Source organism: Paenibacillus motobuensis, assembly GCF_039521865.1.
In the GTDB taxonomy this organism is placed as follows: domain Bacteria; phylum Bacillota; class Bacilli; order Paenibacillales; family Paenibacillaceae; genus Fontibacillus; species Fontibacillus motobuensis.
The window spans coordinates 1-18,733 of sequence record NZ_BAAACX010000003.1 but is presented as its reverse complement, the minus strand read 5'-3'; the positions used below and the strand labels follow the sequence as shown (position 1 = coordinate 18,733).

At 46.1% G+C, this 18,733-nt stretch carries 28 protein-coding genes; 26 read left to right on the top strand and 2 right to left on the bottom strand.

The genetic code is table 11. The features are described 5' to 3' along the window. Window positions 1-46: 46 nt before the first annotated feature. From rplR to ABD014_RS00945, 23 genes are all read left to right on the top strand, one after another. Window positions 47-415, top strand: coding sequence for a 50S ribosomal protein L18 (gene rplR / locus ABD014_RS01055; protein WP_343856407.1), 369 nt, complete (start codon window positions 47-49; stop codon window positions 413-415). Between the two features lie 27 nt (window positions 416-442). Further along, complete coding sequence (gene rpsE, locus ABD014_RS01050) at window positions 443-940, top strand: 30S ribosomal protein S5 (protein WP_068779115.1); 498 nt, start codon at window positions 443-445, stop codon at window positions 938-940. 13 nt (window positions 941-953) lie between these two features. Further along, window positions 954-1,139: a 50S ribosomal protein L30 gene (gene rpmD / locus ABD014_RS01045; protein ID WP_120463611.1), complete on the top strand. Its 186-nt coding sequence runs from the start codon at window positions 954-956 to the stop codon at window positions 1,137-1,139. 97 nt (window positions 1,140-1,236) lie between these two features. Next, window positions 1,237-1,677 (top strand): 50S ribosomal protein L15, encoded by a 441-nt coding sequence (gene rplO, locus ABD014_RS01040; RefSeq protein ID WP_343856401.1) that lies wholly within the window; start codon window positions 1,237-1,239, stop codon window positions 1,675-1,677. After that, entirely contained in the window at window positions 1,677-2,975 is a 1,299-nt protein-coding gene (gene secY / locus ABD014_RS01035) for a preprotein translocase subunit SecY (RefSeq protein WP_343856399.1), read from the top strand. The genes rplO and secY overlap by 1 nt, the downstream gene beginning before the upstream one ends. A gap of 93 nt (window positions 2,976-3,068) precedes the next feature. Then, on the top strand, window positions 3,069-3,719 hold the full coding sequence (locus tag ABD014_RS01030; protein ID WP_127002978.1) for an adenylate kinase: 651 nt from the start codon (window positions 3,069-3,071) through the stop codon (window positions 3,717-3,719). Further along, window positions 3,719-4,471, top strand: coding sequence for a type I methionyl aminopeptidase (gene map, locus ABD014_RS01025; RefSeq protein ID WP_343856396.1), 753 nt, complete (start codon window positions 3,719-3,721; stop codon window positions 4,469-4,471). The genes ABD014_RS01030 and map overlap by 1 nt, the downstream gene beginning before the upstream one ends. 9 nt (window positions 4,472-4,480) lie before the next feature. Next, window positions 4,481-4,789, top strand: coding sequence for a KOW domain-containing RNA-binding protein (locus tag ABD014_RS01020; RefSeq protein WP_343856393.1), 309 nt, complete (start codon window positions 4,481-4,483; stop codon window positions 4,787-4,789). A gap of 2 nt (window positions 4,790-4,791) precedes the next feature. Further along, a complete protein-coding gene (infA, locus tag ABD014_RS01015; protein WP_343856390.1) occupies window positions 4,792-5,007 on the top strand; it encodes a translation initiation factor IF-1 in 216 nt (71 codons plus the stop codon). Between the two features lie 257 nt (window positions 5,008-5,264). Continuing rightward, complete coding sequence (rpmJ, locus tag ABD014_RS01010) at window positions 5,265-5,378, top strand: 50S ribosomal protein L36 (protein WP_068779123.1); 114 nt, start codon at window positions 5,265-5,267, stop codon at window positions 5,376-5,378. Between the two features lie 20 nt (window positions 5,379-5,398). Continuing rightward, window positions 5,399-5,767: a 30S ribosomal protein S13 gene (rpsM, locus tag ABD014_RS01005; RefSeq protein ID WP_127002972.1), complete on the top strand. Its 369-nt coding sequence runs from the start codon at window positions 5,399-5,401 to the stop codon at window positions 5,765-5,767. 20 nt (window positions 5,768-5,787) lie between these two features. After that, window positions 5,788-6,183 carry a 30S ribosomal protein S11 gene (gene rpsK, locus ABD014_RS01000; RefSeq protein WP_009226663.1) on the top strand — a complete coding sequence of 132 codons (396 nt, stop codon included), beginning with the start codon at window positions 5,788-5,790 and terminating at the stop codon, window positions 6,181-6,183. Window positions 6,184-6,315: 132 nt separating this feature from the next. Continuing rightward, window positions 6,316-7,260 (top strand): DNA-directed RNA polymerase subunit alpha, encoded by a 945-nt coding sequence (locus ABD014_RS00995; protein WP_068779125.1) that lies wholly within the window; start codon window positions 6,316-6,318, stop codon window positions 7,258-7,260. A gap of 44 nt (window positions 7,261-7,304) precedes the next feature. Beyond that, complete coding sequence (rplQ, locus tag ABD014_RS00990; protein WP_068779126.1) at window positions 7,305-7,670, top strand: 50S ribosomal protein L17; 366 nt, start codon at window positions 7,305-7,307, stop codon at window positions 7,668-7,670. Between the two features lie 138 nt (window positions 7,671-7,808). Further along, a complete protein-coding gene (gene truA, locus ABD014_RS00985; RefSeq protein WP_343856369.1) occupies window positions 7,809-8,627 on the top strand; it encodes a tRNA pseudouridine(38-40) synthase TruA in 819 nt (272 codons plus the stop codon). Between the two features lie 66 nt (window positions 8,628-8,693). After that, a complete protein-coding gene (locus ABD014_RS00980; RefSeq protein WP_343856366.1) occupies window positions 8,694-9,011 on the top strand; it encodes a TFIIB-type zinc ribbon-containing protein in 318 nt (105 codons plus the stop codon). 188 nt (window positions 9,012-9,199) lie between these two features. After that, on the top strand, window positions 9,200-9,637 hold the full coding sequence (gene rplM, locus ABD014_RS00975; RefSeq protein WP_068779129.1) for a 50S ribosomal protein L13: 438 nt from the start codon (window positions 9,200-9,202) through the stop codon (window positions 9,635-9,637). A gap of 20 nt (window positions 9,638-9,657) precedes the next feature. Further along, the gene (rpsI, locus tag ABD014_RS00970; RefSeq protein ID WP_068779130.1) at window positions 9,658-10,050 is read left to right on the top strand and encodes a 30S ribosomal protein S9; all 393 of its coding nucleotides are present in this window, start codon (window positions 9,658-9,660) and stop codon (window positions 10,048-10,050) included. Between the two features lie 179 nt (window positions 10,051-10,229). Continuing rightward, entirely contained in the window at window positions 10,230-10,550 is a 321-nt protein-coding gene (locus ABD014_RS00965) for a hypothetical protein (RefSeq protein ID WP_343856362.1), read from the top strand. Window positions 10,551-10,673: 123 nt separating this feature from the next. Continuing rightward, window positions 10,674-11,366, top strand: a complete 693-nt coding sequence (locus tag ABD014_RS00960; protein WP_343856360.1) for a phosphoadenylyl-sulfate reductase — start codon at window positions 10,674-10,676, stop codon at window positions 11,364-11,366. A 36-nt stretch (window positions 11,367-11,402) separates the two neighbouring features. Further along, window positions 11,403-12,572, top strand: coding sequence for a sulfate adenylyltransferase (sat, locus tag ABD014_RS00955; protein WP_343856358.1), 1,170 nt, complete (start codon window positions 11,403-11,405; stop codon window positions 12,570-12,572). 254 nt (window positions 12,573-12,826) lie between these two features. After that, complete coding sequence (cwlD, locus tag ABD014_RS00950; protein ID WP_343856356.1) at window positions 12,827-13,600, top strand: N-acetylmuramoyl-L-alanine amidase CwlD; 774 nt, start codon at window positions 12,827-12,829, stop codon at window positions 13,598-13,600. Between the two features lie 61 nt (window positions 13,601-13,661). Beyond that, the gene (locus tag ABD014_RS00945; protein ID WP_343856354.1) at window positions 13,662-14,774 is read left to right on the top strand and encodes an Mrp/NBP35 family ATP-binding protein; all 1,113 of its coding nucleotides are present in this window, start codon (window positions 13,662-13,664) and stop codon (window positions 14,772-14,774) included. Between the two features lie 53 nt (window positions 14,775-14,827). Here ABD014_RS00945 and gerD read toward each other — a convergent pair whose 3' ends face one another. Beyond that, on the bottom strand, window positions 14,828-15,664 hold the full coding sequence (gene gerD / locus ABD014_RS00940; protein WP_343856351.1) for a spore germination lipoprotein GerD: 837 nt from the start codon (window positions 15,662-15,664) through the stop codon (window positions 14,828-14,830). A gap of 127 nt (window positions 15,665-15,791) precedes the next feature. Here gerD and ABD014_RS00935 point away from each other — a divergent pair, with 127 nt between their 5' ends. Next, window positions 15,792-16,409 carry a KinB-signaling pathway activation protein gene (locus tag ABD014_RS00935; RefSeq protein ID WP_343856348.1) on the top strand — a complete coding sequence of 206 codons (618 nt, stop codon included), beginning with the start codon at window positions 15,792-15,794 and terminating at the stop codon, window positions 16,407-16,409. Between the two features lie 94 nt (window positions 16,410-16,503). Here the strand turns inward: ABD014_RS00935 and pdaB are convergent, their stop codons facing one another. Next, on the bottom strand, window positions 16,504-17,313 hold the full coding sequence (gene pdaB, locus ABD014_RS00930) for a polysaccharide deacetylase family sporulation protein PdaB (RefSeq protein WP_343856345.1): 810 nt from the start codon (window positions 17,311-17,313) through the stop codon (window positions 16,504-16,506). A 197-nt stretch (window positions 17,314-17,510) separates the two neighbouring features. On the opposite strand from pdaB, the gene ABD014_RS00925 reads away from it, so the two are divergent. Then, entirely contained in the window at window positions 17,511-18,125 is a 615-nt protein-coding gene (locus ABD014_RS00925) for a stage II sporulation protein M (protein WP_343856343.1), read from the top strand. 129 nt (window positions 18,126-18,254) lie between these two features. Further along, on the top strand, window positions 18,255-18,485 hold the full coding sequence (locus ABD014_RS00920) for a hypothetical protein (RefSeq protein WP_068779141.1): 231 nt from the start codon (window positions 18,255-18,257) through the stop codon (window positions 18,483-18,485). The last annotated feature ends 248 nt before the right edge of the window (window positions 18,486-18,733 follow it).

Genomic DNA, 18,733 nt, shown 5'->3' with positions numbered 1-18,733 from the left:
AATCGAAATGGCTTGAAGGTAAACCGAAGGGAGTGAAATGAAAGTCATGATCACTAAAGGCGATAAGAATAAAGCGCGTCTAAAAAGACATTTGCGTGTACGTAAAAAAGTGACTGGTACGGCTGAACGTCCAAGACTTAACGTATTCCGTTCTTCCAAACACATCTATGCTCAATTGATCGATGATGTGGCTGGTGTAACGATCGTATCCGCTTCGACAGTTGATAAAGAACTTAGCGGTGAAATCAAGAACGGCGGTAACGTTGAATCTGCACGTAAAGTTGGAGAAATGATCGCTAAGCGTGCACAAGAGCAAGGCAAGAAAGTTGTGGTATTCGACCGCGGCGGTTACTTGTATCATGGACGAATTCAAGCTTTGGCAGAAGCAGCTCGTGAAGCAGGTCTTGAATTCTAAAAATATTTATAAAAGGAGGTTAATCACTTGCGTGTAGATCCGAACACTTTAGAACTGACTGAAAGAGTAGTACACATTAACCGTGTTGCTAAAGTAGTTAAAGGCGGACGTCGTTTTAGCTTCAGCGCACTGGTTGTTGTCGGTGACGGCAAAGGCTGGGTTGGTGCTGGTATCGGTAAAGCTGGCGAGGTTCCAGATGCGATTCGCAAAGGTATCGACGATGCGAAGAAAAATCTTATCTACGTACCAATCGTAGGGACTACAATCCCTCACCTGGTAACTGGACGTTTTGGCGCTGGTAGCGTTCTGTTGAAACCAGCATCAGAAGGTACAGGAGTTATCGCCGGTGGTCCTGTTCGTGCGGTTCTCGAACTTGCAGGCGTAGGCGACATTCTTACAAAATCTTTAGGTTCTTCGAATTCCATCAACATGGTCAACGCGACTTTGGAGGGTCTTTCCCGTCTGAAACGCGCTGAGGATGTTGCGAAATTACGCGGTAAATCCGTCGAAGAACTACTCGGTTAAGGAGGGAATTCTCATGGCTAAATTGCAAATTACCCTCGTGCGTAGTTTGATCGGACGTCCGGAGAACCAACGTACTACCGTGAAAACATTGGGACTTCGCAAAATTAACCAAACTGTGGTTCATAACGATAATCCTGCTATTCGTGGCATGGTTAATCAAGTAAGCCACTTGGTTAAGGTTCAAGAGATTGCGGAGTAATCTGAAGCGATAACTGCATTCAGTACTGACTGACCCGCGTTAAGCGGGTTAACGTTATGGGCTAATGCCAACAATAAATAAGGAGGTGCAACGAACGATGAAGTTACATGAGCTTTCCCCAGCTGCTGGTTCCCGTCACGAACGCAAACGCGTTGGTCGCGGTACTGGTAGTGGTATGGGTAAAACATCTACGCGTGGTCACAAAGGTCAAAACGCTCGTTCCGGCGGTGGTGTTCGTCCGGGCTTCGAAGGCGGTCAAAACCCGTTGTATCGTCGCTTGCCAAAACGCGGATTTATCAATCCGACGCGGAAAGAGTATGCGATTGTGAACATCGAGGAACTTAACAGCTTTGCGGCGGGTACAGAGGTTACTCCTGAACTGTTGATGGATCAAGGTATCGTGAAAAACGCTAAAAGCGGCATCAAGATTCTTGGCAACGGTGAAGTTACTGTCAAATTGACGGTTAAAGCAAATAAGTTCTCTCAATCTGCGGTAGAGAAAATCGAGGCTGCCGGCGGTAAAACCGAGGTGATCTAATGTTTAAAACCATTAAGAACATTTGGAACGTGAAGGACCTGCGCACGCGTATTCTGTTTACATTGTTTATCTTTATCATCTATCGGATCGGATCTTTTGTTCCGGTTCCGGGTGTTGACACCCGGGTGTTTGAGACGGTCAACAATGCAGGGAGCGACTTGTTCGGGTTCCTGAACACCTTCTCGGGCGGTGCTCTCAAGAACTTCTCCATCTTTGCGCTCGGGATCATGCCGTATATTACGGCGTCCATTATTGTTCAACTGCTCTCTATGGACGTTATTCCGAAGTTTGCGGAATGGGCGAAGCAAGGGGAGTATGGTAAGAAGAAAATGGCCCAGATTACCCGCTACGGCACGGTAATTTTGGCATTGATTCAAGCGTTCGCGACTTCGATCGGATTCAACCGCTTGTATGGTACTGATATGGTACCAAATGCTACATTTGCGGATTACCTTGTTATTGCAATTGTGCTGACTGCTGGTACTTCGTTCTTAATGTGGCTTGGTGAGCAGATCACGGATAAAGGGATTGGTAACGGGATCTCGTTGATTATCTTCGCTGGGATCGTTGCTGGATTCCCGTCTCATATCCAGAACATTGCTCGTTCCGAATTTATCGTTGAAGGACAAACCTTCATGAATGTGGTAAAGGGAATTGCAATCGTATTGGTCTGCGTACTTATCGTTATTGGTGTAATCTACATCCAACAAGCGATTCGTAAAATTCCAGTGCAATATGCTAAGCGCGTTGTGGGCAATAAGATGTATGGTGGCCAGAATACACATATTCCGCTGAAGATTAACTCGGCAGGCGTTATTCCAGTCATCTTTGCTGTATCGCTTCTACAATTCCCGGTTATCATTGCCAGCTTCTGGTCAACTCATGGCTGGGCGCAATGGGTCAGCAAGAACTTGGCCATTGACCATGCATTAGGTATGGTGCTTTATGTTGTGATGATTATCGGATTCACGTTCTTCTATACTTTCGTGCAGATGAACCCTCAGCAGCTTGCTGAGAACATGAAGAAGAATGGCGGATTTATTCCAGGCATTCGTCCGGGTAAGGCGACACAAACTTATTTGACGCGGGTATTGACGCGTCTGACAATGACAGGAGCTCTGTTCCTGGCCGTAATTTCGATTCTTCCGGTTGGTTTAGGTGCTTTGGCTCACCTGCCTAAGACTGTACAAATCGGTGGAACCTCGATTCTGATCGTGATCGGTGTTGCACTGGATACGATGAAGACCATTGAGGGACAATTGATTAAACGGCATTATAAAGGCTTTATTAATAAATAGTAGATAGGTACCAGGCCGAGTTTGAACTTCAGCTCTCCTGGCGCCTATTATGCTGTTTCTTGTAAGGAGATTCTAGGAGGGAGTGAAAAAAACATGAACGTTTTATTCATGGGGCCTCCTGGAGCAGGTAAAGGGACACAAGCTGAGGTTATCGTTAATGAATTCGGCATTCCGCATATTTCGACAGGCGATGCATTTCGTCTGGCAATGAAGCAGGGTACTCCTGTAGGAATGAAAGCGAAGGAGTATATTGATAAGGGCCTCCTGGTGCCTGATGATGTTACAGTTGGCATCGTTCGTGAGCGCCTGCAGCAGTCCGATTGCGAAAATGGTTTTTTATTGGACGGTTTTCCAAGAACCCTTTCGCAAGCGGAAGCGCTGGAAGAACTGCTGAACGAGCTTGGTAGAAAGCTGGAGCATGTCATTAACCTGAAGGTAGATCGTGATAAGCTGATGGCGCGTCTTACCGGACGTCGTATCTGCAAGTCTTGCGGATCTACGTATCATGTGATCTTTAATCCTCCTGCTCAGGAAGGTGTTTGTGATAAGTGCGGCGGTGAGCTGTACCAACGCTCCGACGACAACGAAGAGAGCGTAGGCACTCGACTGGACGAATATATCAACAAAACTGCACCTCTCCTCAAGTTTTATGAAGATAAAGGTTTGCTTCGTCAAGTTGATGGAGAACAGGAAATTGATTCGGTTTCCAAAGAGATCGTATCTATACTGCGAGGTCAGGTGTAATGATCATATGTAAATCCGAAACGGAACTAGGCTTTATGAGAGAAGCAGGGCGGATCGTCGCGGAAACGCACAGGCTCATGGCGAAATCAATCGAGCCTGGAATTACGACGGGTGAACTCGATCACATCGCCGACAAGTTCATACGCAGTCAAGGCGCTTTGCCGTCTTTTAAGGATTACAACGGTTTTCCTTATAGCATTTGCGCTTCGGTCAACGATGAATTGGTACATGGCTTTCCCGGCAAACGCAAATTGAACGAAGGCGACATCATTACGCTTGATATAGGTGCGCAATATCGTGGCTATCATGGAGACTCGGCATGGACGTATCCAGTTGGTGAAATATCCGCTGATGCACAGAAACTTCTGGATGTGACAGAAGGATCACTTTTCGCCGGCCTGGCTCTTGTTAAGCCTGATGTGCGCTTATATACGATATCGCATGCAATCCAACGTTACATTGAAGATGCAGGCTTCTCGGTCGTTCGTGAATATGTCGGTCACGGCGTAGGAACAGAGCTGCATGAAGAGCCGCAGATTCCTAATTACGGTACGCCTGATCGCGGACCTAGGCTCAAAGCGGGCATGGTACTTGCTATTGAACCGATGGTTAATGCGGGAGAGCGATTCGTAAGAACGCTGGAAGATAATTGGACAGTCGTTACGGTGGACGGTTCACTCTGTGCTCACTTTGAGCATACAGTAGCAGTCACGGCGGACGGCATGGAGATCCTTACCAAGCTGGATGAGTAGGTGGTTATAATGATGCACCGCTCCGTACCACAAGTTGGCCAGCTGGCGAAGGTGCTGAAAGGCAGAGATGCAGGCGACGTTTATGTGATTATTGATATTGTGGATGACCGATTCGTGTTGATCGCGAATGGAGACAAACGCAAATTTGATCAGCCTAAACGTAAGAACGTTCAACATCTTGAACTTCAGTCCATGATCAGCAGCGAGGTTGTTCAAAGTTTGCAAGAAAGCGGTAGGGTGACAAACGGTAAACTGCGTCATGCAGTTAGCGTATATATAGCAACCGCCAATGCTAATGCCGAAGAGAAAGGAGACTGAATGTGTCCAAAGAAGATGTCATTGAAGTAGAAGGAACGGTGATTGAGCCGTTGCCTAACGCTACCTTCAAGGTAGAGCTTGAGAACGGTCATCAAATTCTCGCTCACGTATCCGGTAAATTGCGGATGCACTTTATTCGGATCCTGACGGGAGACAAAGTGGTGGTTCAATTATCACCTTATGATCTGACCAAAGGACGTATCACATATCGTAAATAGATACCATATCTTTTACTTTTATTTTGTGGTACTATATTAAGGTTGATTGAAGTTTAGTCTTTACAGTATGATGGAATAGTCTGTAATACAGGCTGCTATCGAGACAAGTTTTACGATACGTAAGACTTGTTCATCTTTGTGAAGAGGGCTTTGCCAAGCAAAGCTCGATCACATGTTAGAAGTTAGGATTGCGATGCAACCTAGCTAATCCTTACGAAGAGAGTTTTGCTTCGCAAAACTTTAGGGAGGTAGTCAACATGAAGGTAAGACCTTCTGTAAAGCCTATTTGCGAAAAATGCAAAGTCATTCGTCGCAAAGGCCACGTCATGGTGATTTGTGAAAATCCAAAGCACAAACAAAAACAAGGTTAAAGAAGGGGGTGTAGCGTAAAATGGCACGTATAGCTGGTGTGGATTTGCCACGTGATAAACGCGTTGAGATCGCCTTAACTTACATTTTCGGAATCGGTAAAACGACTTCCCAGAAAATCCTGAGCACAACAGGCATCAATCCGGACACTCGTGTTCGTGATTTGACGGAAGATGAGGTTAGCAAACTACGCGAATCGATCGACAAGACGGTCAAGGTTGAGGGTGACCTGCGTCGTGAAATTTCTTTAAATATTAAGCGTTTGATCGAAATCGGATGCTACCGCGGTGTACGTCATCGTCGTGGCCTGCCGGTTCGCGGACAACGTACGAAAACGAATGCCCGTACTCGTAAGGGTCCTCGTCGTACTGTAGCGAACAAGAAGAAATAAGAAGGGAGGATAACTGAACAATGGCTAAACCAAAAAAAGTCGTACGTACAAAACGTCGTGATCGCAAAAATATTGAGTCTGGTGTAGCGCATATCCGCTCCACCTTCAACAATACGATTGTTACGATTACAGACCCACATGGCAACGCAATTTCATGGGCAAGCTCCGGCGGTCTTGGATTTAAGGGTTCCCGTAAATCCACTCCGTTTGCTGCACAAATGGCAGCTGAATCTGCTGCAAAAGCAGCTATGGAACATGGCATGAAAACTGTCGAGGTTATGGTTAAAGGTCCTGGAGCCGGCCGTGAAGCCGCTATCCGCTCTTTGCAAGCGGCAGGCCTTGAAGTTAACATGATTAAAGACGTGACTCCGATTCCTCACAATGGATGCCGTCCTCCAAAACGCCGTCGTGTATAATGAAGCCGCATCTAATGTGGTATAGCAACAGCATATTTTGGTAACAATGGTTGTTTAGGCATACTACATGATAAGACTTCAGTAGACATGGCAGTTTGCGTAGGAACGAGTGTTTGAAGGAGGGGTACTTTCGTGATAGAAATCGAAAAGCCGAAAATTGAGACCGTTGAAGTTAACGATGAAGGCACCTATGGTAAATTTGTAGTGGAACCACTAGAGCGTGGTTATGGCACCACTTTGGGTAACTCGCTTCGCCGGATTTTGCTATCTTCCCTGCCTGGTGCTGCGGTAACCTCGGTCCAAATCGATGGTGTTCTGCATGAATTCTCGACTGTCCCAGGTGTAATGGAGGACGTGACGGAAATCATTCTGAACCTGAAGGCTCTTTCACTTAAAATCCATTCGGATGAGGAGAAAATCCTTGAGATCGATGCGGAAGGTGAAGGAGTAGTTACAGCAGGAGATATCCGTGCGGACAGCGATGTGGAAATTCTGAATCCGGAGCTTCATATTGCAACGCTGGAGCCGGGTTCGAGACTTCATATGCGCATTTATGCGGGACGTGGTCGTGGTTATGTTCAAGCAGATCGTAATAAACGAGACGATCAGCCGATCGGAGTCATTCCCGTCGATTCGATCTATACCCCGATTACTCGCGTCAATTACGTTGTAGAGAATACCCGTGTTGGCCAAGTGACCAACTATGACAAGCTGACGCTTGAAGTATGGACCGATGGCAGCATTAAACCTGAAGAAGCGGTTAGTCTCGGAGCAAAGATTTTGACCGAGCATCTCTTCCTATTCGTTGGGTTGACTGACGAAGCGAAGGACGCTGAAATCATGGTTGAGAAGGAAGAAGACAAGAAAGAGAAAGTTCTTGAGATGACGATTGAAGAGCTCGATCTGTCCGTTCGTTCTTATAACTGCCTCAAACGTGCCGGCATTAATACGGTACAAGAGCTGACCACGAAGACGGAAGAAGATATGATGAAGGTGCGTAACCTTGGTCGCAAATCTTTGGAAGAAGTTCAAGAGAAGCTCGAGGAGCTTGGTTTAGGGCTTCGTACGGAAGAATAGACTCTTTTTAGTGAATCGTCTCTAGCGAAGGAGGGAAAACTCAAATGGCATACCAAAAGTTGGGCCGTAATTCCAGCGCTCGTAAGGCTTTGTTCCGTGACCTGGTAACCGACCTGTTCTTATATGAACGTATCCAAACGACTGAGGCTAAAGCGAAAGAAGTTCGTTCTATCGCTGAGAAGCTGATCACCAAGGCAAAACAAGGAGATCTGCACGCTCGTCGTCAAGTTGCAGCTTATGTTCGTCGTGAATCTATCGACGGTCAGCAAGATGCAATCCAAAAACTGTTCTCGGAGCTGGCACCACGCTACTCTGAGCGTCCAGGCGGATACACTCGTATCTTGAAATTGGGACCACGCCGCGGTGACTCTGCGCCTATGGTTTACTTGGAATTGGTAGATCGCGCTTAATACCGGGAATAACCCATTGTACGTCAAACTCTCTGTCGGCTCGCCTTATGTGGCTTAGCTAGCGGAGAGTTTTTCTGTGTGTAGGGGTGAGAGGGTTCCGAGAAGGTAATCTTATTGTTTACCGAAGGGAGGATCTTAATGCGTAACCTGTTAATGACCGTCAGCTACGATGGAACTGAATACTTCGGGTTTCAGACCCAGCCCGATGGCAATACCGTTCAGGACTATCTGGAGGCAGCAATTCTAGGGTTGACAGGTGAGGTCGTGAAGATCCACGGTTCGGGGCGTACAGATGCTGGGGTGCATGCCAGAGAGCAGCCTTTCCACGTGCATACGGAATCCAGGATTCCGGTGGATCGCTGGAGAATGGCGCTGAATGGTCGGCTGCCAGCCGATATACGTGTGACGGATGTGCAGGAGGTCCCGATGTCTTTTCATGCTCGTCGATCGGCGAAACGGAAGACATATAGATTCTCAATCAATGCGAATCGGGTACCTGATGTATTTAACCGTCGTTATCAAGTCCACCACCCTGGACGGTTGAATGTTGAGAACATGCAGGAGGGTCTGAAGTACTTGATCGGGACTCATGATTATACTTCCTTTGCTTCTCGTCATTCGACCAAGGCGAGCCATGTGCGTACGATTTATGAGGCATGGATCGAAGTGGATCGGTCGGGTAACTACTCTGGCTCGCATGAGCAGGGGATCATCCATATATTTATGACCGGGAGCGGCTTTCTTCAGCATATGGTGCGGATTATCGTGGGCACTCTGCTTCAGGTAGGCGAGGGTAAGCGTAAGCCGGAGGATATGAAGAGTATATTGGAGGCGCAGGACCGTGCTGCCGCCGGACCAACCGCTGAGAGTAAAGGGCTGATGCTGTGGGAGGTTCTCTATGAGGAGACGGATCTCACTGCAGGCGATCTAACTGAGCTGAATAATTACGAAACTTGATCGTATCTATGCCCGTACATTAATACAGAATGAATCAATTACGTTACTATAGGAGGTAATGTTGGTATGAGATGTCCTGTATGCGATGATGTTCGGATGAGAGAGGTTGAGAAGGACGGAGTCATGATTGATGTCTGTCCTGAATGTAAAGGTGTATGGCTGGATCGTGGAGAACTGGAGAAGCTGATGAGAGAGGTACGGGAGGCTAGGCCTGCCTTTAACGAGTGGTATGATCATCGGGATAACCCACAGCATACGGACCACTCACCGAATCATGGGCGCGGCTATGATGATCATCATGCCGGAAAGCATAATCAGGGATACAACAACAAGTATAAGAAGAAGAAGTCTGTGCTCGATGTATTTGGCGATCTTTTTGACTGAATTTCATTCAAAAAATACTTGCGCATTACTTTTTCATCCTGTAAAATAGAAGTTGTGTTTCTTAATGGCTATCCCACGGCCCCGATTAAGATATTCACAGTACGTTAATTTACAAATTGCTTGATTAGTAAATGACAATGAACGAAGATAAATGAACCATTTGAACGAGAATGAAGGAGGATCATTACATGCGTACCACCTACATGGCGAAGCCGGCTGAAGTTGAGCGCAAATGGCACATCATTGATGCCGAAGGCAAAACGCTGGGCCGTCTGGCTAGCGAAGTTGCTGCACTTATCCGCGGCAAACATAAACCAAGCTTTACTCCACACGTTGACGGCGGTGACTTTGTTATCGTAATCAACTCTGAGAAGATTGCTCTTACTGGCAAGAAGCTGGATAACAAGAAATACTATCGTCATTCCCTGCATCCAGGCGGTTTGAAAGTGACTGTTGCTAAGGATCTTTTGAACACTAAACCTGAACGCGTCATTGAATCGGCTGTATTCGGAATGCTGCCTAAGACTCGCATGGGCGAGAAAATGAAGCTGAGATTGAAAGCTTATGCTGGCACAGAGCATCCACATGCAGCACAAAAACCTGAAGTTTACGAACTTCGCGGATAATAAAAAGGGAGGACAGTTTCATGGCACAAGTACAATACTATGGGACAGGTCGTCGTAAACATTCGGTAGCTCGTGTTCGCCTTGTACCGGGTGAAGGACGCATTGTCATTAATAAGCGTGATATCAATGAATACTTCGGTCTGGAAACTCTTAAACTGATCGTAAAACAACCTTTGACTTTGACGGAAACGCTTGGCAGCTATGACGTAATTGTTATTGCTCACGGCGGTGGTATCTCTGGTCAAGCAGGCGCAATCCGCCACGGTATTTCCCGTGCATTGCTCAAAGCTGACCCAGAATTCCGTCCTGCATTGAAAAAAGCAGGATTCCTGACTCGTGACCCACGGATGAAAGAACGTAAGAAATACGGTCTTAAAGCCGCTCGTCGCGCGCCACAATTCTCGAAGCGTTAATATTTGCAATATATGCCCTTGGCCATTCGGTCAGGGGCTTTTTGCATTTTATTAAGGTTCCAGTAGAGGATTCATCCTTAAACGTATTCCTGAATATAAATAAAATGGTGGGAATTGGCGAGTTGTTCTGGTATATTCGGCTTGTTAGAACAAAATTGACTATAGAAAGGGAGTATTCTATGTCTAACTCAAGAACGCTAAAATGGGTTACTGGGGGTCTGGAAATTTTCCTCGGTATTCCGCTTATCGGCGGACTGATCATTGTGGGAACTTCATACATACCGCTGTTCATCATGTTTGTACTACATATTATTACATTAGTCCTATCTGCAAATAATAACGAATCGAAATATGGTTCGATTGTCGGAATCGTTACTTCGGTCGTTGCCTGGATTCCTATCCTTGGTATGATTATGCATTTGATTACAGGTATTCTTCTTATGATTAGTGCTGCCCAGAAGCCTACGAACCATCATATGAACCCCCCTTACGGATTTTAATTATGAATTGAAGCGCCCAGTTGGGCGCTTTTTTCATTGACTTCTATCTGGAAATATTTATACTATATATTGATAATTCAAATCTGATTAGTAGGACTTATTCCAAGACATGGGGGGCGGAGCATGAATTTACTGGAGAAAGAGGCACTGATTGAGGAGAAAGCTGTAGAATTTGAGTCGGCTACGCCGCAGGAGATTATCGCATGGGCAATTGAGACATTTCCCAACATAACCTTTGCCTGCAGCTTCGGCGCGGAGGATGTCGTGCTTGTAGACATGCTTCAGAAGATAAGTCCTAAGACGGACATCTTCTACCTGGATACCGACTTTCATTTCAAGGAGACTTATGAGACCCGGGATCGACTAGTGGAGAGATACGGTCTAAAGTTCGTGAGAGTGTCCCCGGAAATTACGCCAGAGGAACAGGAGCAGCAATATGGAGCGGAACTGTGGAAGAGGGATCCGAATGCCTGCTGTAACATCCGTAAGGTAGCTCCGTTAAGTATGATTCTATCCAAATATGAAGCTTGGATTACTGGAATCAGACGAGATCAAGCTCCAACGAGAGCAAATGCCAAGAAGATTGAATACGATGTGAAGTTTGGGCTCATCAAGTTCAATCCAATTGCAGATTGGTCTAGTGAAGATGTATGGAATTACATTCGGGAGCATGATCTCGTATACAACCCATTACATGATCAGAACTACCCAAGTATCGGCTGCGAACAATGTACGCGCCCGGTTAGGCCGGGAGAGGATCCTCGTGCAGGTCGTTGGGCAGAATCAGAGAAGACAGAGTGCGGATTGCATAAATGATGCATAGGATGAAGCTAATGAGAGGGAGGATACATTATGACTGTAATTTCACCACATGGCGGTACGCTCGTCAATCGACTCGTCACCGGCGAGGAACGTGAACGCTTGCTAGAGGAAGCGAAGAAACTGAAGTCCGTACGTATCAATGCCTGGACGATCTCTGATCTCGATTTAATTGGAGTCGGTGCATTCTCTCCCTTAACAGGATTCCTGAACGAGGATGACTATTATTCGGTTGTGAGGCATATGCGACTTGCAGATGGCACAGTATGGAGCATTCCGATTACCCTGTCGCTTAGTGAACAGGAAGCTGCGGAGCTCTCCATAGAAGAGCGGATTGCCTTAGTGGGCGAACAGGATGGCATAGTATATGGCGTGCTTGAAGTCGGAAGTATTTATAAGGTAGATCAGCAGTATGAGGCCAAACAAGTATTTAAGACAACAGATTCAGAGCATCCAGGGGTTAAGAAGCTGCTGGAGCGTTCACCTATTTATATTGGCGGATCAGTGCAAGTGCTGCATCGTCCAAGACCGGACCGCTTTACTGAATTCTATTACGATCCAGCACAGACTCGGCGTATATTCGCGGATAAAGGATGGAATACAGTGGTCGGCTTCCAAACAAGAAATCCGGTGCATCGGGCCCATGAATATATCCAGAAGAGTGCGATGGAGATTGTTGACGGTCTATTCCTTAATCCGCTAGTTGGCGAGACGAAGTCGGACGATGTGCCAGCGGATGTTAGAATGCAGAGTTACCTGGCGCTGTTAGACAATTATTATCCACAGGGTCGTACATTTCTCGGCGTTTTCCCGGCGGCGATGCGCTACGCGGGCCCTCGGGAAGCAATCTTTCATGCTATGGTTCGTAAAAATTATGGCTGCACCCATTTTATCGTCGGGCGCGACCATGCGGGTGTAGGAGATTACTATGGGACTTACGAAGCGCAGGAGATATTCAGCAATTTTACAGCAGAAGAATTAGGGATTACGCCTTTATTTTTTGAGCATAGCTTCTTCTGTACAAAATGCGGCAATATGGCTTCGAGTAAGACGTGTCCGCATCCCGCAGAGGATCACTTGACCTTGTCTGGAACCAAGGTGAGAGGCCTTCTTCGCGAAGGAATTTGTCCTCCGCCTGAATTTACCCGTCCTGAAGTTGCAAGAGTGCTGATCGAAGGAATGAGTCATCAGGTTGTCATATAGGCCGCTTTTGATCACGAAGTGAATCAGGAAGTAAATTCGACATCGAATCTTGAATTCAGCCGGGCCTTCCGGTGCTCACGTACCCAAAACGTACGCTCCGCTCCTCAGCCCCTAGCTTCATCCAACCTTCTCGGTGCTTAAAACCGACCTTTTTGATCACGGACTTATATAGTCTATCGTTATTTTGTAATATTTGTCCACCTCGTCCCATATAGATGATTAGTGTCATTTATGGGGATGGAGGTGGCTTTTTTATGAACTCCAAGGATAAGGTAACTGTCTGGCTGAAGTTAAATCATATCAAATGGGGACTGCTCGGAATTGCACTGCTTGGATTATTGATCGGATTTGCAAAATATGAAGTTCCGACCATAAAGACCGCGAGCTATTGGAGCCTGCCGCTGGCGGGGACGACGATTGCTCTCGATGCGGGTCATGGAGGTCCTGATGGTGGTGCGGTAAGCAAGCAGGGGATCATTGAGAAAGATATCAATCTGGCAGTGACGTTGTATTTGCGGGATTATTTGCAGCAGGCGGGCGCGGTCGTATATATGACGAGGGAAGAAGATCGAGATCTAGCGAGTGCAGATACTAAGGGATACAAGAAGCGCAAGACGGAGGATTTGAAACGGCGGGTTCGTTATATCGAGGAGAAGCAAGCGAAGGTGTTCGTAAGCATTCACATGAACAGTGTTCCCTCTTCGCGGTGGAGCGGGGCCCAAACCTTCTTTTCAACCAATAACGGGGATAGCGTTACATTGGCCGAGTTCATTCAGGATGAGTTGCGTAATGGCCTAAATAACACGGACAGAGTTGCCAAGCGCTCCGATAAATCGGTGTATTTACTGGAGGAATTAAAAATTCCTGCGGTATTGGTAGAGGTCGGTTTCTTGTCGAACCCAGAGGAAGCCCGACTGCTTGGGGATGAGAAATACCAACAGAAAGTGGCCGCTTCAATCTATCAAGGAATCATGAAATATATTTCTAAAAAAGAAAGTGGAAGCAAAGCAGACAACAGCAGGAAATGATATAATTAATATCATATTTATACCAACTATTCGATTACTAAATAGATCCGGGGTGTTGTCTGTGTTAACAAAGGAACAGCTTGAGGCCGTACTTAGACCTATTGCAGAACCTGTATTGGGACGTAGCTTGATCGATTTGAATTGGATACGCAATATGATGATCAAGGAAGATAAGGTTTCTTTGACAGTAATCAGCTTGAAGCAGGATGAGAATACGCGCCAGAAGCTGGAGGAAGAGATTCGCTTCCGTCTTCAGGAAGCTGGCATCAACAATCTGCATCTGCGCTTCCGCGAACCTTCCGAGCATGAGCGCCAGGAAGCGGGACAAGCCGTTACGTCCAATGAAGCTGAAGGGGCTGCGTCCCAGGCGCCAAGAGGACATGGAGCAGGGCTAGAACAATTATCGATTCTGGACCCAAAATCCGGAGTCCATTTCATTGCAATCGCCAGCGGCAAAGGCGGAGTCGGTAAATCCACAGTTGCTGTGAATTTAGCCGTAGCACTAGCCCGTCTTGGTAAAAGGGTCGGATTGATCGATGCCGATATTTATGGCTTCAGTGTCCCAGATATGATGGGGATCGAGACGGCTCCAGCGATCGAGGATGGGGTTATTCAGCCAGTGGAGAGGTTCGGCGTTAAGGTAATGTCGATGGGCTTCTTCATTCAGGAGAACACACCAGTGATCTGGCGTGGACCGATGCTCGGGAAGATGCTGCGACAATTTTTCGCAGATGTCCATTGGGGAGAACTGGATTATATGATCCTTGATCTGCCGCCAGGAACGGGGGATGTAGCGCTGGATGTACATCAGATGATCCCTCAGAGCCGCGAGATTATTGTTACAACGCCACATGCAACAGCAGCTTTCGTCGCTGCCAGAGCCGGCGCTATGGCGCTGAAGACCGAGCATGAAGTGCTTGGTGTGGTGGAGAATATGGCCTATTATGAATGTTCAGATTGCCATAAGAAGGACTATATCTTTGGTCGTGGTGGTGGTGCGCGCTTGGCCGAGACACTACACACGGACCTGCTAGCGCAAATCCCGCTTGGAACGCCGGACAACCATCCGTCGGAGCCAGACTTCTCTCCATCGATTTATAAGGAGGATACACCGAGCGGATATATTTATGGCGAAATCGCTACTACAGTAATAGCAAAATGTCAAAAAGACTGAACCTATAGGTTCAGTCTTTCGATTATATATATCGAAGTGGGACATGATTATGCTTAGCTTTCTTCGCTGGAGCCGGAACCGCTGTCACCGCCTTGTTTCTTTTGCTCTCCACCACTCTTACCGCCTTGCTTCTCGGTTTGATTTTCACTTGATTTCTCGACCTTAGGAATAAGCTGTTCTTGAACAACGGTCTTGAGCAGTTCCATAACCTCCATCTTGAATATAGGGCTCTGCATCGCTTCTTGCATGATGGTCATCGTCTGCTTACGGTAATCGGACGATTTAGTTAGATCCAGGAACATCTGCATAATCTCAGGCGATTTCATCATTTCTTGCATAGATTTCTGGTAAGTAGGGTCCTTGATTAGATCCATATGAAGCTGCTTGTTCTGAGCACTAATGGCCTTGGCAAAATTGCCGGCAAATTTAGGGTCCGTCATAATTTTCTCAATTTCTTTTTTGTAAGCCGGGGAGGTAATCGTGTCCTTTACGGCCATTTTGACCTCCTCAGATGTGTTGGATGGAAGGAGCATCTTGATTTTATAATTTCCTCCACCGCCGCCCGACCCGCCACCAGAACCGCCCGAACTGCTGCCTGATCCGGAGGAGCCCCCAGAGTCTGATCCAGAACCAGAACCGGATGATTCAGATCCGGATCCGGAGTCAGAGGAAGAGCCTGAGCTGCTGCCAGATTCGCTCTGCGGTGAACTTAGGGCCTCATAAATTGCTTTTTTACCGTCGTCGGTCTTCAAAATGTCGATAACCATCGATTTTGTATCTTTATATCCGCCCTGGGAAGATTGCGATGAGCCTTGCTCAGAGCCGCATGCCGTTAATGTAAGTGTAAGTATGATGCATAATGACCAGCGGTAGTAACCCACCCACTTCATGGTTCCAGCCTCCTTATGAGTATCAATGTTTGTAGTATGTGGCTAAAAAAAAGAATTATCCGATTAAAAACGATGGTTTTTTGCTGCCATCATTGGTAAAATATTTCGATAGTGGGAGGTGGCTTATTTGAATTTAAAAAGATGGTTGCATTTATTCTGGACGACCTTGGTGGTTGGAGCCGCCGGTTCGCTCGTGATTGGTCTGGTTCTACAGTTGACGAATACTATGAAGCTGAATGGGACGGCAGATCTTTTTGTCAACATTGGTTTATTGTTAGGTGTTGGGGTCATGGTCAGCGTATACTCCCAGATGGGATTCTTCGCATATATGATGGTCAATTATATGGGAACGGGCGTGTTCTCCCGTAGAACCTGGCAATATATCCAACTTGTATTGACAGCACTGGCCTTATTTGAATTAATGTTTTTGCGTATTTTTGTAGGCGGTAACAAAAGTTCCTACTCCGATGTTGTGTTGGGGGGAATTATTTTAGTTGTCGCCATCGCCGTGGCCTATTTCAAAGCAAGAATGACGAACGACTCCGCATGGATACCCACTTTATTCTTCATGATTGCCGTAACAATTGTAGAGACGATCGGCGTGCTGAAAATCGAGGTGGATCAAGCGACCGCCTGGATTGCTGGTCCATTGATTGCTTGTAATGCCTATCAGATATTGATTTTGCACCGCATATTGAAACCTAAGCAGTCTCCACAGGTACATAGTCAAGAAATGATAAATTAAGAATTGTTCAAAGAGTATAAAATGTAAAAAGGACCTTCCATCTTTAAGAACAGAGATGGGGGTCCTTTTTTTATTAAGTACAGTCATGGTTGAATTACATACCAGCTGCTGTATCGATTTGCTCCTGAATCCAGGCTTGATCGCGAACCTCGCTGCCTTTTACTCCTGCTTCCTGAAGTAAGTCAGTGACCGTCACAAAGTCATATCCCTTTTGCCGAAGTTGATCGATAATAATAGGGAGAGCTTCATGCGTCTGTTTGGCTGAATCACTAGCATGCAGGAGAACAATATCACCAGGATGTGCTTTGTTAACGACGCGATTTACAATTTTGTCGACGCCTTTATTTTGCCAATCCTGAGAATCTGTATCCCATTGAATCACTTTGTACCCCAGCCCGTCAGCAATAGATAATACACGTTTGTCAAAATCGCCATTAGGAAGTCGCAGGAGGTTTGGTGCTTTTCCAGTCAATTCGGTTAAAATAGAATGGGCTGTAGTAATTTGCTTGGAGATTTCTTCATCGGTTAATTCGCTGTAGTTATCATGTTTGTGTCCATGGCTGCCGATTTCAAATCCTTGTTCCTGAATTGCTTTCACAATTTCCGGATGACTTTTTCCCCAAGGGGATGAGATGAAGAAGGTCGCTTTCTGAACATTTTTGTCCTTGAGTACTTTCAGGATGGGTTCTGCCCGTTTGTCTCCCCAACTGATATCGAAGGTCAGGGCAATCAATTTCTTCTCCGTAGGCACACTGTAGATGGCGGCGGGGCTGCTCTCTTCGGAGAATACGGTGATATGGCTCTGCTCCACATAGACGATACCTGCTGCAAACAGGGCCGCGGCAAAAACAAAGAAAAACCTTTTGATTTTCTTCCCGTTAAGGACATAGAAGAAGTTGTTCATGCTTTGATTAGCCCCTCTCGTTATCAGAATGAATTTCGCTTGTACAAATATATGCCTGTACCTTTCGGGAATATGACCCTTTCTTGTCCCAAAAGTTTATTCCTCAGACCCTAGCTTCATCCAACCTTCTCGGTGCTGAAAACCGAACTTTTTGAACACACACTTTATGTAAAAAAATTGCTACAGGAGGAGATATCATGCTGTCATTTCGCTTATTTATGCGTGATTTACGAAAATATAAAAAGTCGCTGTGGGTCTCGATCGCCTTCTTTGCCGTTGGCATTTTGATGGGGGTGGTGGAGACGGAGCGAATTACTAGCCTGGTCATGCCTGATATTGAGACTTTGCGAAATTATAGTGAGCAATTATCCCAATCCGCGGTGCCGGAGCTAAGCTTTTTTAAATTTATCTTTCTGAATAACGTGATTAAAAGTCTAGGAGTTATTATCTTGGGAGCATTGTTTGGCATATTACCAGCTGTGTTCCTGCTGATGAATGGGCTTGTTCTTGGTTTCCTGGTTACAACTTCGGCACAGCACGGGGCTAATTTATTTGATCTCATCGTAAAAGGACTGCTGCCTCATGGAATTATCGAGATTCCAGCAATCATTATGGCTGCTGCCTTCGGGATTCAGTTCGGTTACTATGTGCTTAAAGGTCTCGGAGAGTTGGGGGCCCGGGATCAAAGTGAAAGGACGATTAAATGGCGGGATTTCTTTAACTCACTTATTAGAGCTGCTTTTTGGACAGTGATATTACTGTTGATCGCGGCGGTAGTTGAAAGTACGCTCACTTTTTACTTGGTTCGTTGATAATTGATGTCATAATTTTCCCGAAAACTGTGCATAACAGTAAAGCGGTCAAAAGCCGCGGATATGTTATGTGCAGTTGGGATTATGGCTGATATAGATATAAACTGAGTCGATAGAGGAGCTGTAGTTATGTTGGGAATGATGTTCAATGATAAAGAATGCAAGGAGCTCGACTATGTTCTACGCAAAGAACTGGACGAGATGCTGCTTGATATGAGCGATCAACGTTTGGACCAGGATATCCGTGACGCGATTGCTAAGAGATATAAAACTGTATTTCGTATGTATGCTCGATTCGCCCCCTCTAAAGAGCTCTCCAAATACGCTAGAAATTCACGCTTCCCACGGGTCAAGCAATAGGATAAAATTGTATTTGACTTTGCTATTTGTAATGTGTTAAATTATGAAACGTTCCGATTTTTGACGGAATAAGTTGCCATGATGCAGTAGTTCAAACTGATAGTTAAAAAGTCAAAAAAAACTATTGCAAAATCTGAAACAACATGTTATATTATAAAAGTCGCCGCTGAAACGCAGTGACACTGAAAACGAAGTTGATCTTTGAAAACTGAACAACGAGTGAGCGGGTTTCACGTCAAGTGAAATCT

Excerpts from the sequence above, each read along its gene's own strand:
- rplR (WP_343856407.1), top strand. The coding sequence starts at position 47 with ATGATCACTAAAGGCGATAAGAATAAAGCGCGTCTAAAAAGACATTTG.
- rpmD (WP_120463611.1), top strand. The coding sequence starts at position 954 with ATGGCTAAATTGCAAATTACCCTCGTGCGTAGTTTGATCGGACGTCCG.
- rplO (WP_343856401.1), top strand. The coding sequence starts at position 1,237 with ATGAAGTTACATGAGCTTTCCCCAGCTGCTGGTTCCCGTCACGAACGC.
- secY (WP_343856399.1), top strand. The coding sequence starts at position 1,677 with ATGTTTAAAACCATTAAGAACATTTGGAACGTGAAGGACCTGCGCACG.
- ABD014_RS01030 (WP_127002978.1), top strand. The coding sequence starts at position 3,069 with ATGAACGTTTTATTCATGGGGCCTCCTGGAGCAGGTAAAGGGACACAA.
- map (WP_343856396.1), top strand. The coding sequence starts at position 3,719 with ATGATCATATGTAAATCCGAAACGGAACTAGGCTTTATGAGAGAAGCA.
- ABD014_RS01020 (WP_343856393.1), top strand. The coding sequence starts at position 4,481 with ATGATGCACCGCTCCGTACCACAAGTTGGCCAGCTGGCGAAGGTGCTG.
- rpmJ (WP_068779123.1), top strand. The coding sequence starts at position 5,265 with ATGAAGGTAAGACCTTCTGTAAAGCCTATTTGCGAAAAATGCAAAGTC.
- rpsM (WP_127002972.1), top strand. The coding sequence starts at position 5,399 with ATGGCACGTATAGCTGGTGTGGATTTGCCACGTGATAAACGCGTTGAG.
- rpsK (WP_009226663.1), top strand. The coding sequence starts at position 5,788 with ATGGCTAAACCAAAAAAAGTCGTACGTACAAAACGTCGTGATCGCAAA.
- rplQ (WP_068779126.1), top strand. The coding sequence starts at position 7,305 with ATGGCATACCAAAAGTTGGGCCGTAATTCCAGCGCTCGTAAGGCTTTG.
- truA (WP_343856369.1), top strand. The coding sequence starts at position 7,809 with ATGCGTAACCTGTTAATGACCGTCAGCTACGATGGAACTGAATACTTC.
- ABD014_RS00980 (WP_343856366.1), top strand. The coding sequence starts at position 8,694 with ATGAGATGTCCTGTATGCGATGATGTTCGGATGAGAGAGGTTGAGAAG.
- rplM (WP_068779129.1), top strand. The coding sequence starts at position 9,200 with ATGCGTACCACCTACATGGCGAAGCCGGCTGAAGTTGAGCGCAAATGG.
- rpsI (WP_068779130.1), top strand. The coding sequence starts at position 9,658 with ATGGCACAAGTACAATACTATGGGACAGGTCGTCGTAAACATTCGGTA.
- ABD014_RS00965 (WP_343856362.1), top strand. The coding sequence starts at position 10,230 with ATGTCTAACTCAAGAACGCTAAAATGGGTTACTGGGGGTCTGGAAATT.
- ABD014_RS00960 (WP_343856360.1), top strand. The coding sequence starts at position 10,674 with ATGAATTTACTGGAGAAAGAGGCACTGATTGAGGAGAAAGCTGTAGAA.
- sat (WP_343856358.1), top strand. The coding sequence starts at position 11,403 with ATGACTGTAATTTCACCACATGGCGGTACGCTCGTCAATCGACTCGTC.
- cwlD (WP_343856356.1), top strand. The coding sequence starts at position 12,827 with ATGAACTCCAAGGATAAGGTAACTGTCTGGCTGAAGTTAAATCATATC.
- gerD (WP_343856351.1), bottom strand. The coding sequence starts at position 15,664 with ATGAAGTGGGTGGGTTACTACCGCTGGTCATTATGCATCATACTTACA.
- pdaB (WP_343856345.1), bottom strand. The coding sequence starts at position 17,313 with ATGAACAACTTCTTCTATGTCCTTAACGGGAAGAAAATCAAAAGGTTT.
- ABD014_RS00925 (WP_343856343.1), top strand. The coding sequence starts at position 17,511 with ATGCTGTCATTTCGCTTATTTATGCGTGATTTACGAAAATATAAAAAG.
- ABD014_RS00920 (WP_068779141.1), top strand. The coding sequence starts at position 18,255 with ATGTTGGGAATGATGTTCAATGATAAAGAATGCAAGGAGCTCGACTAT.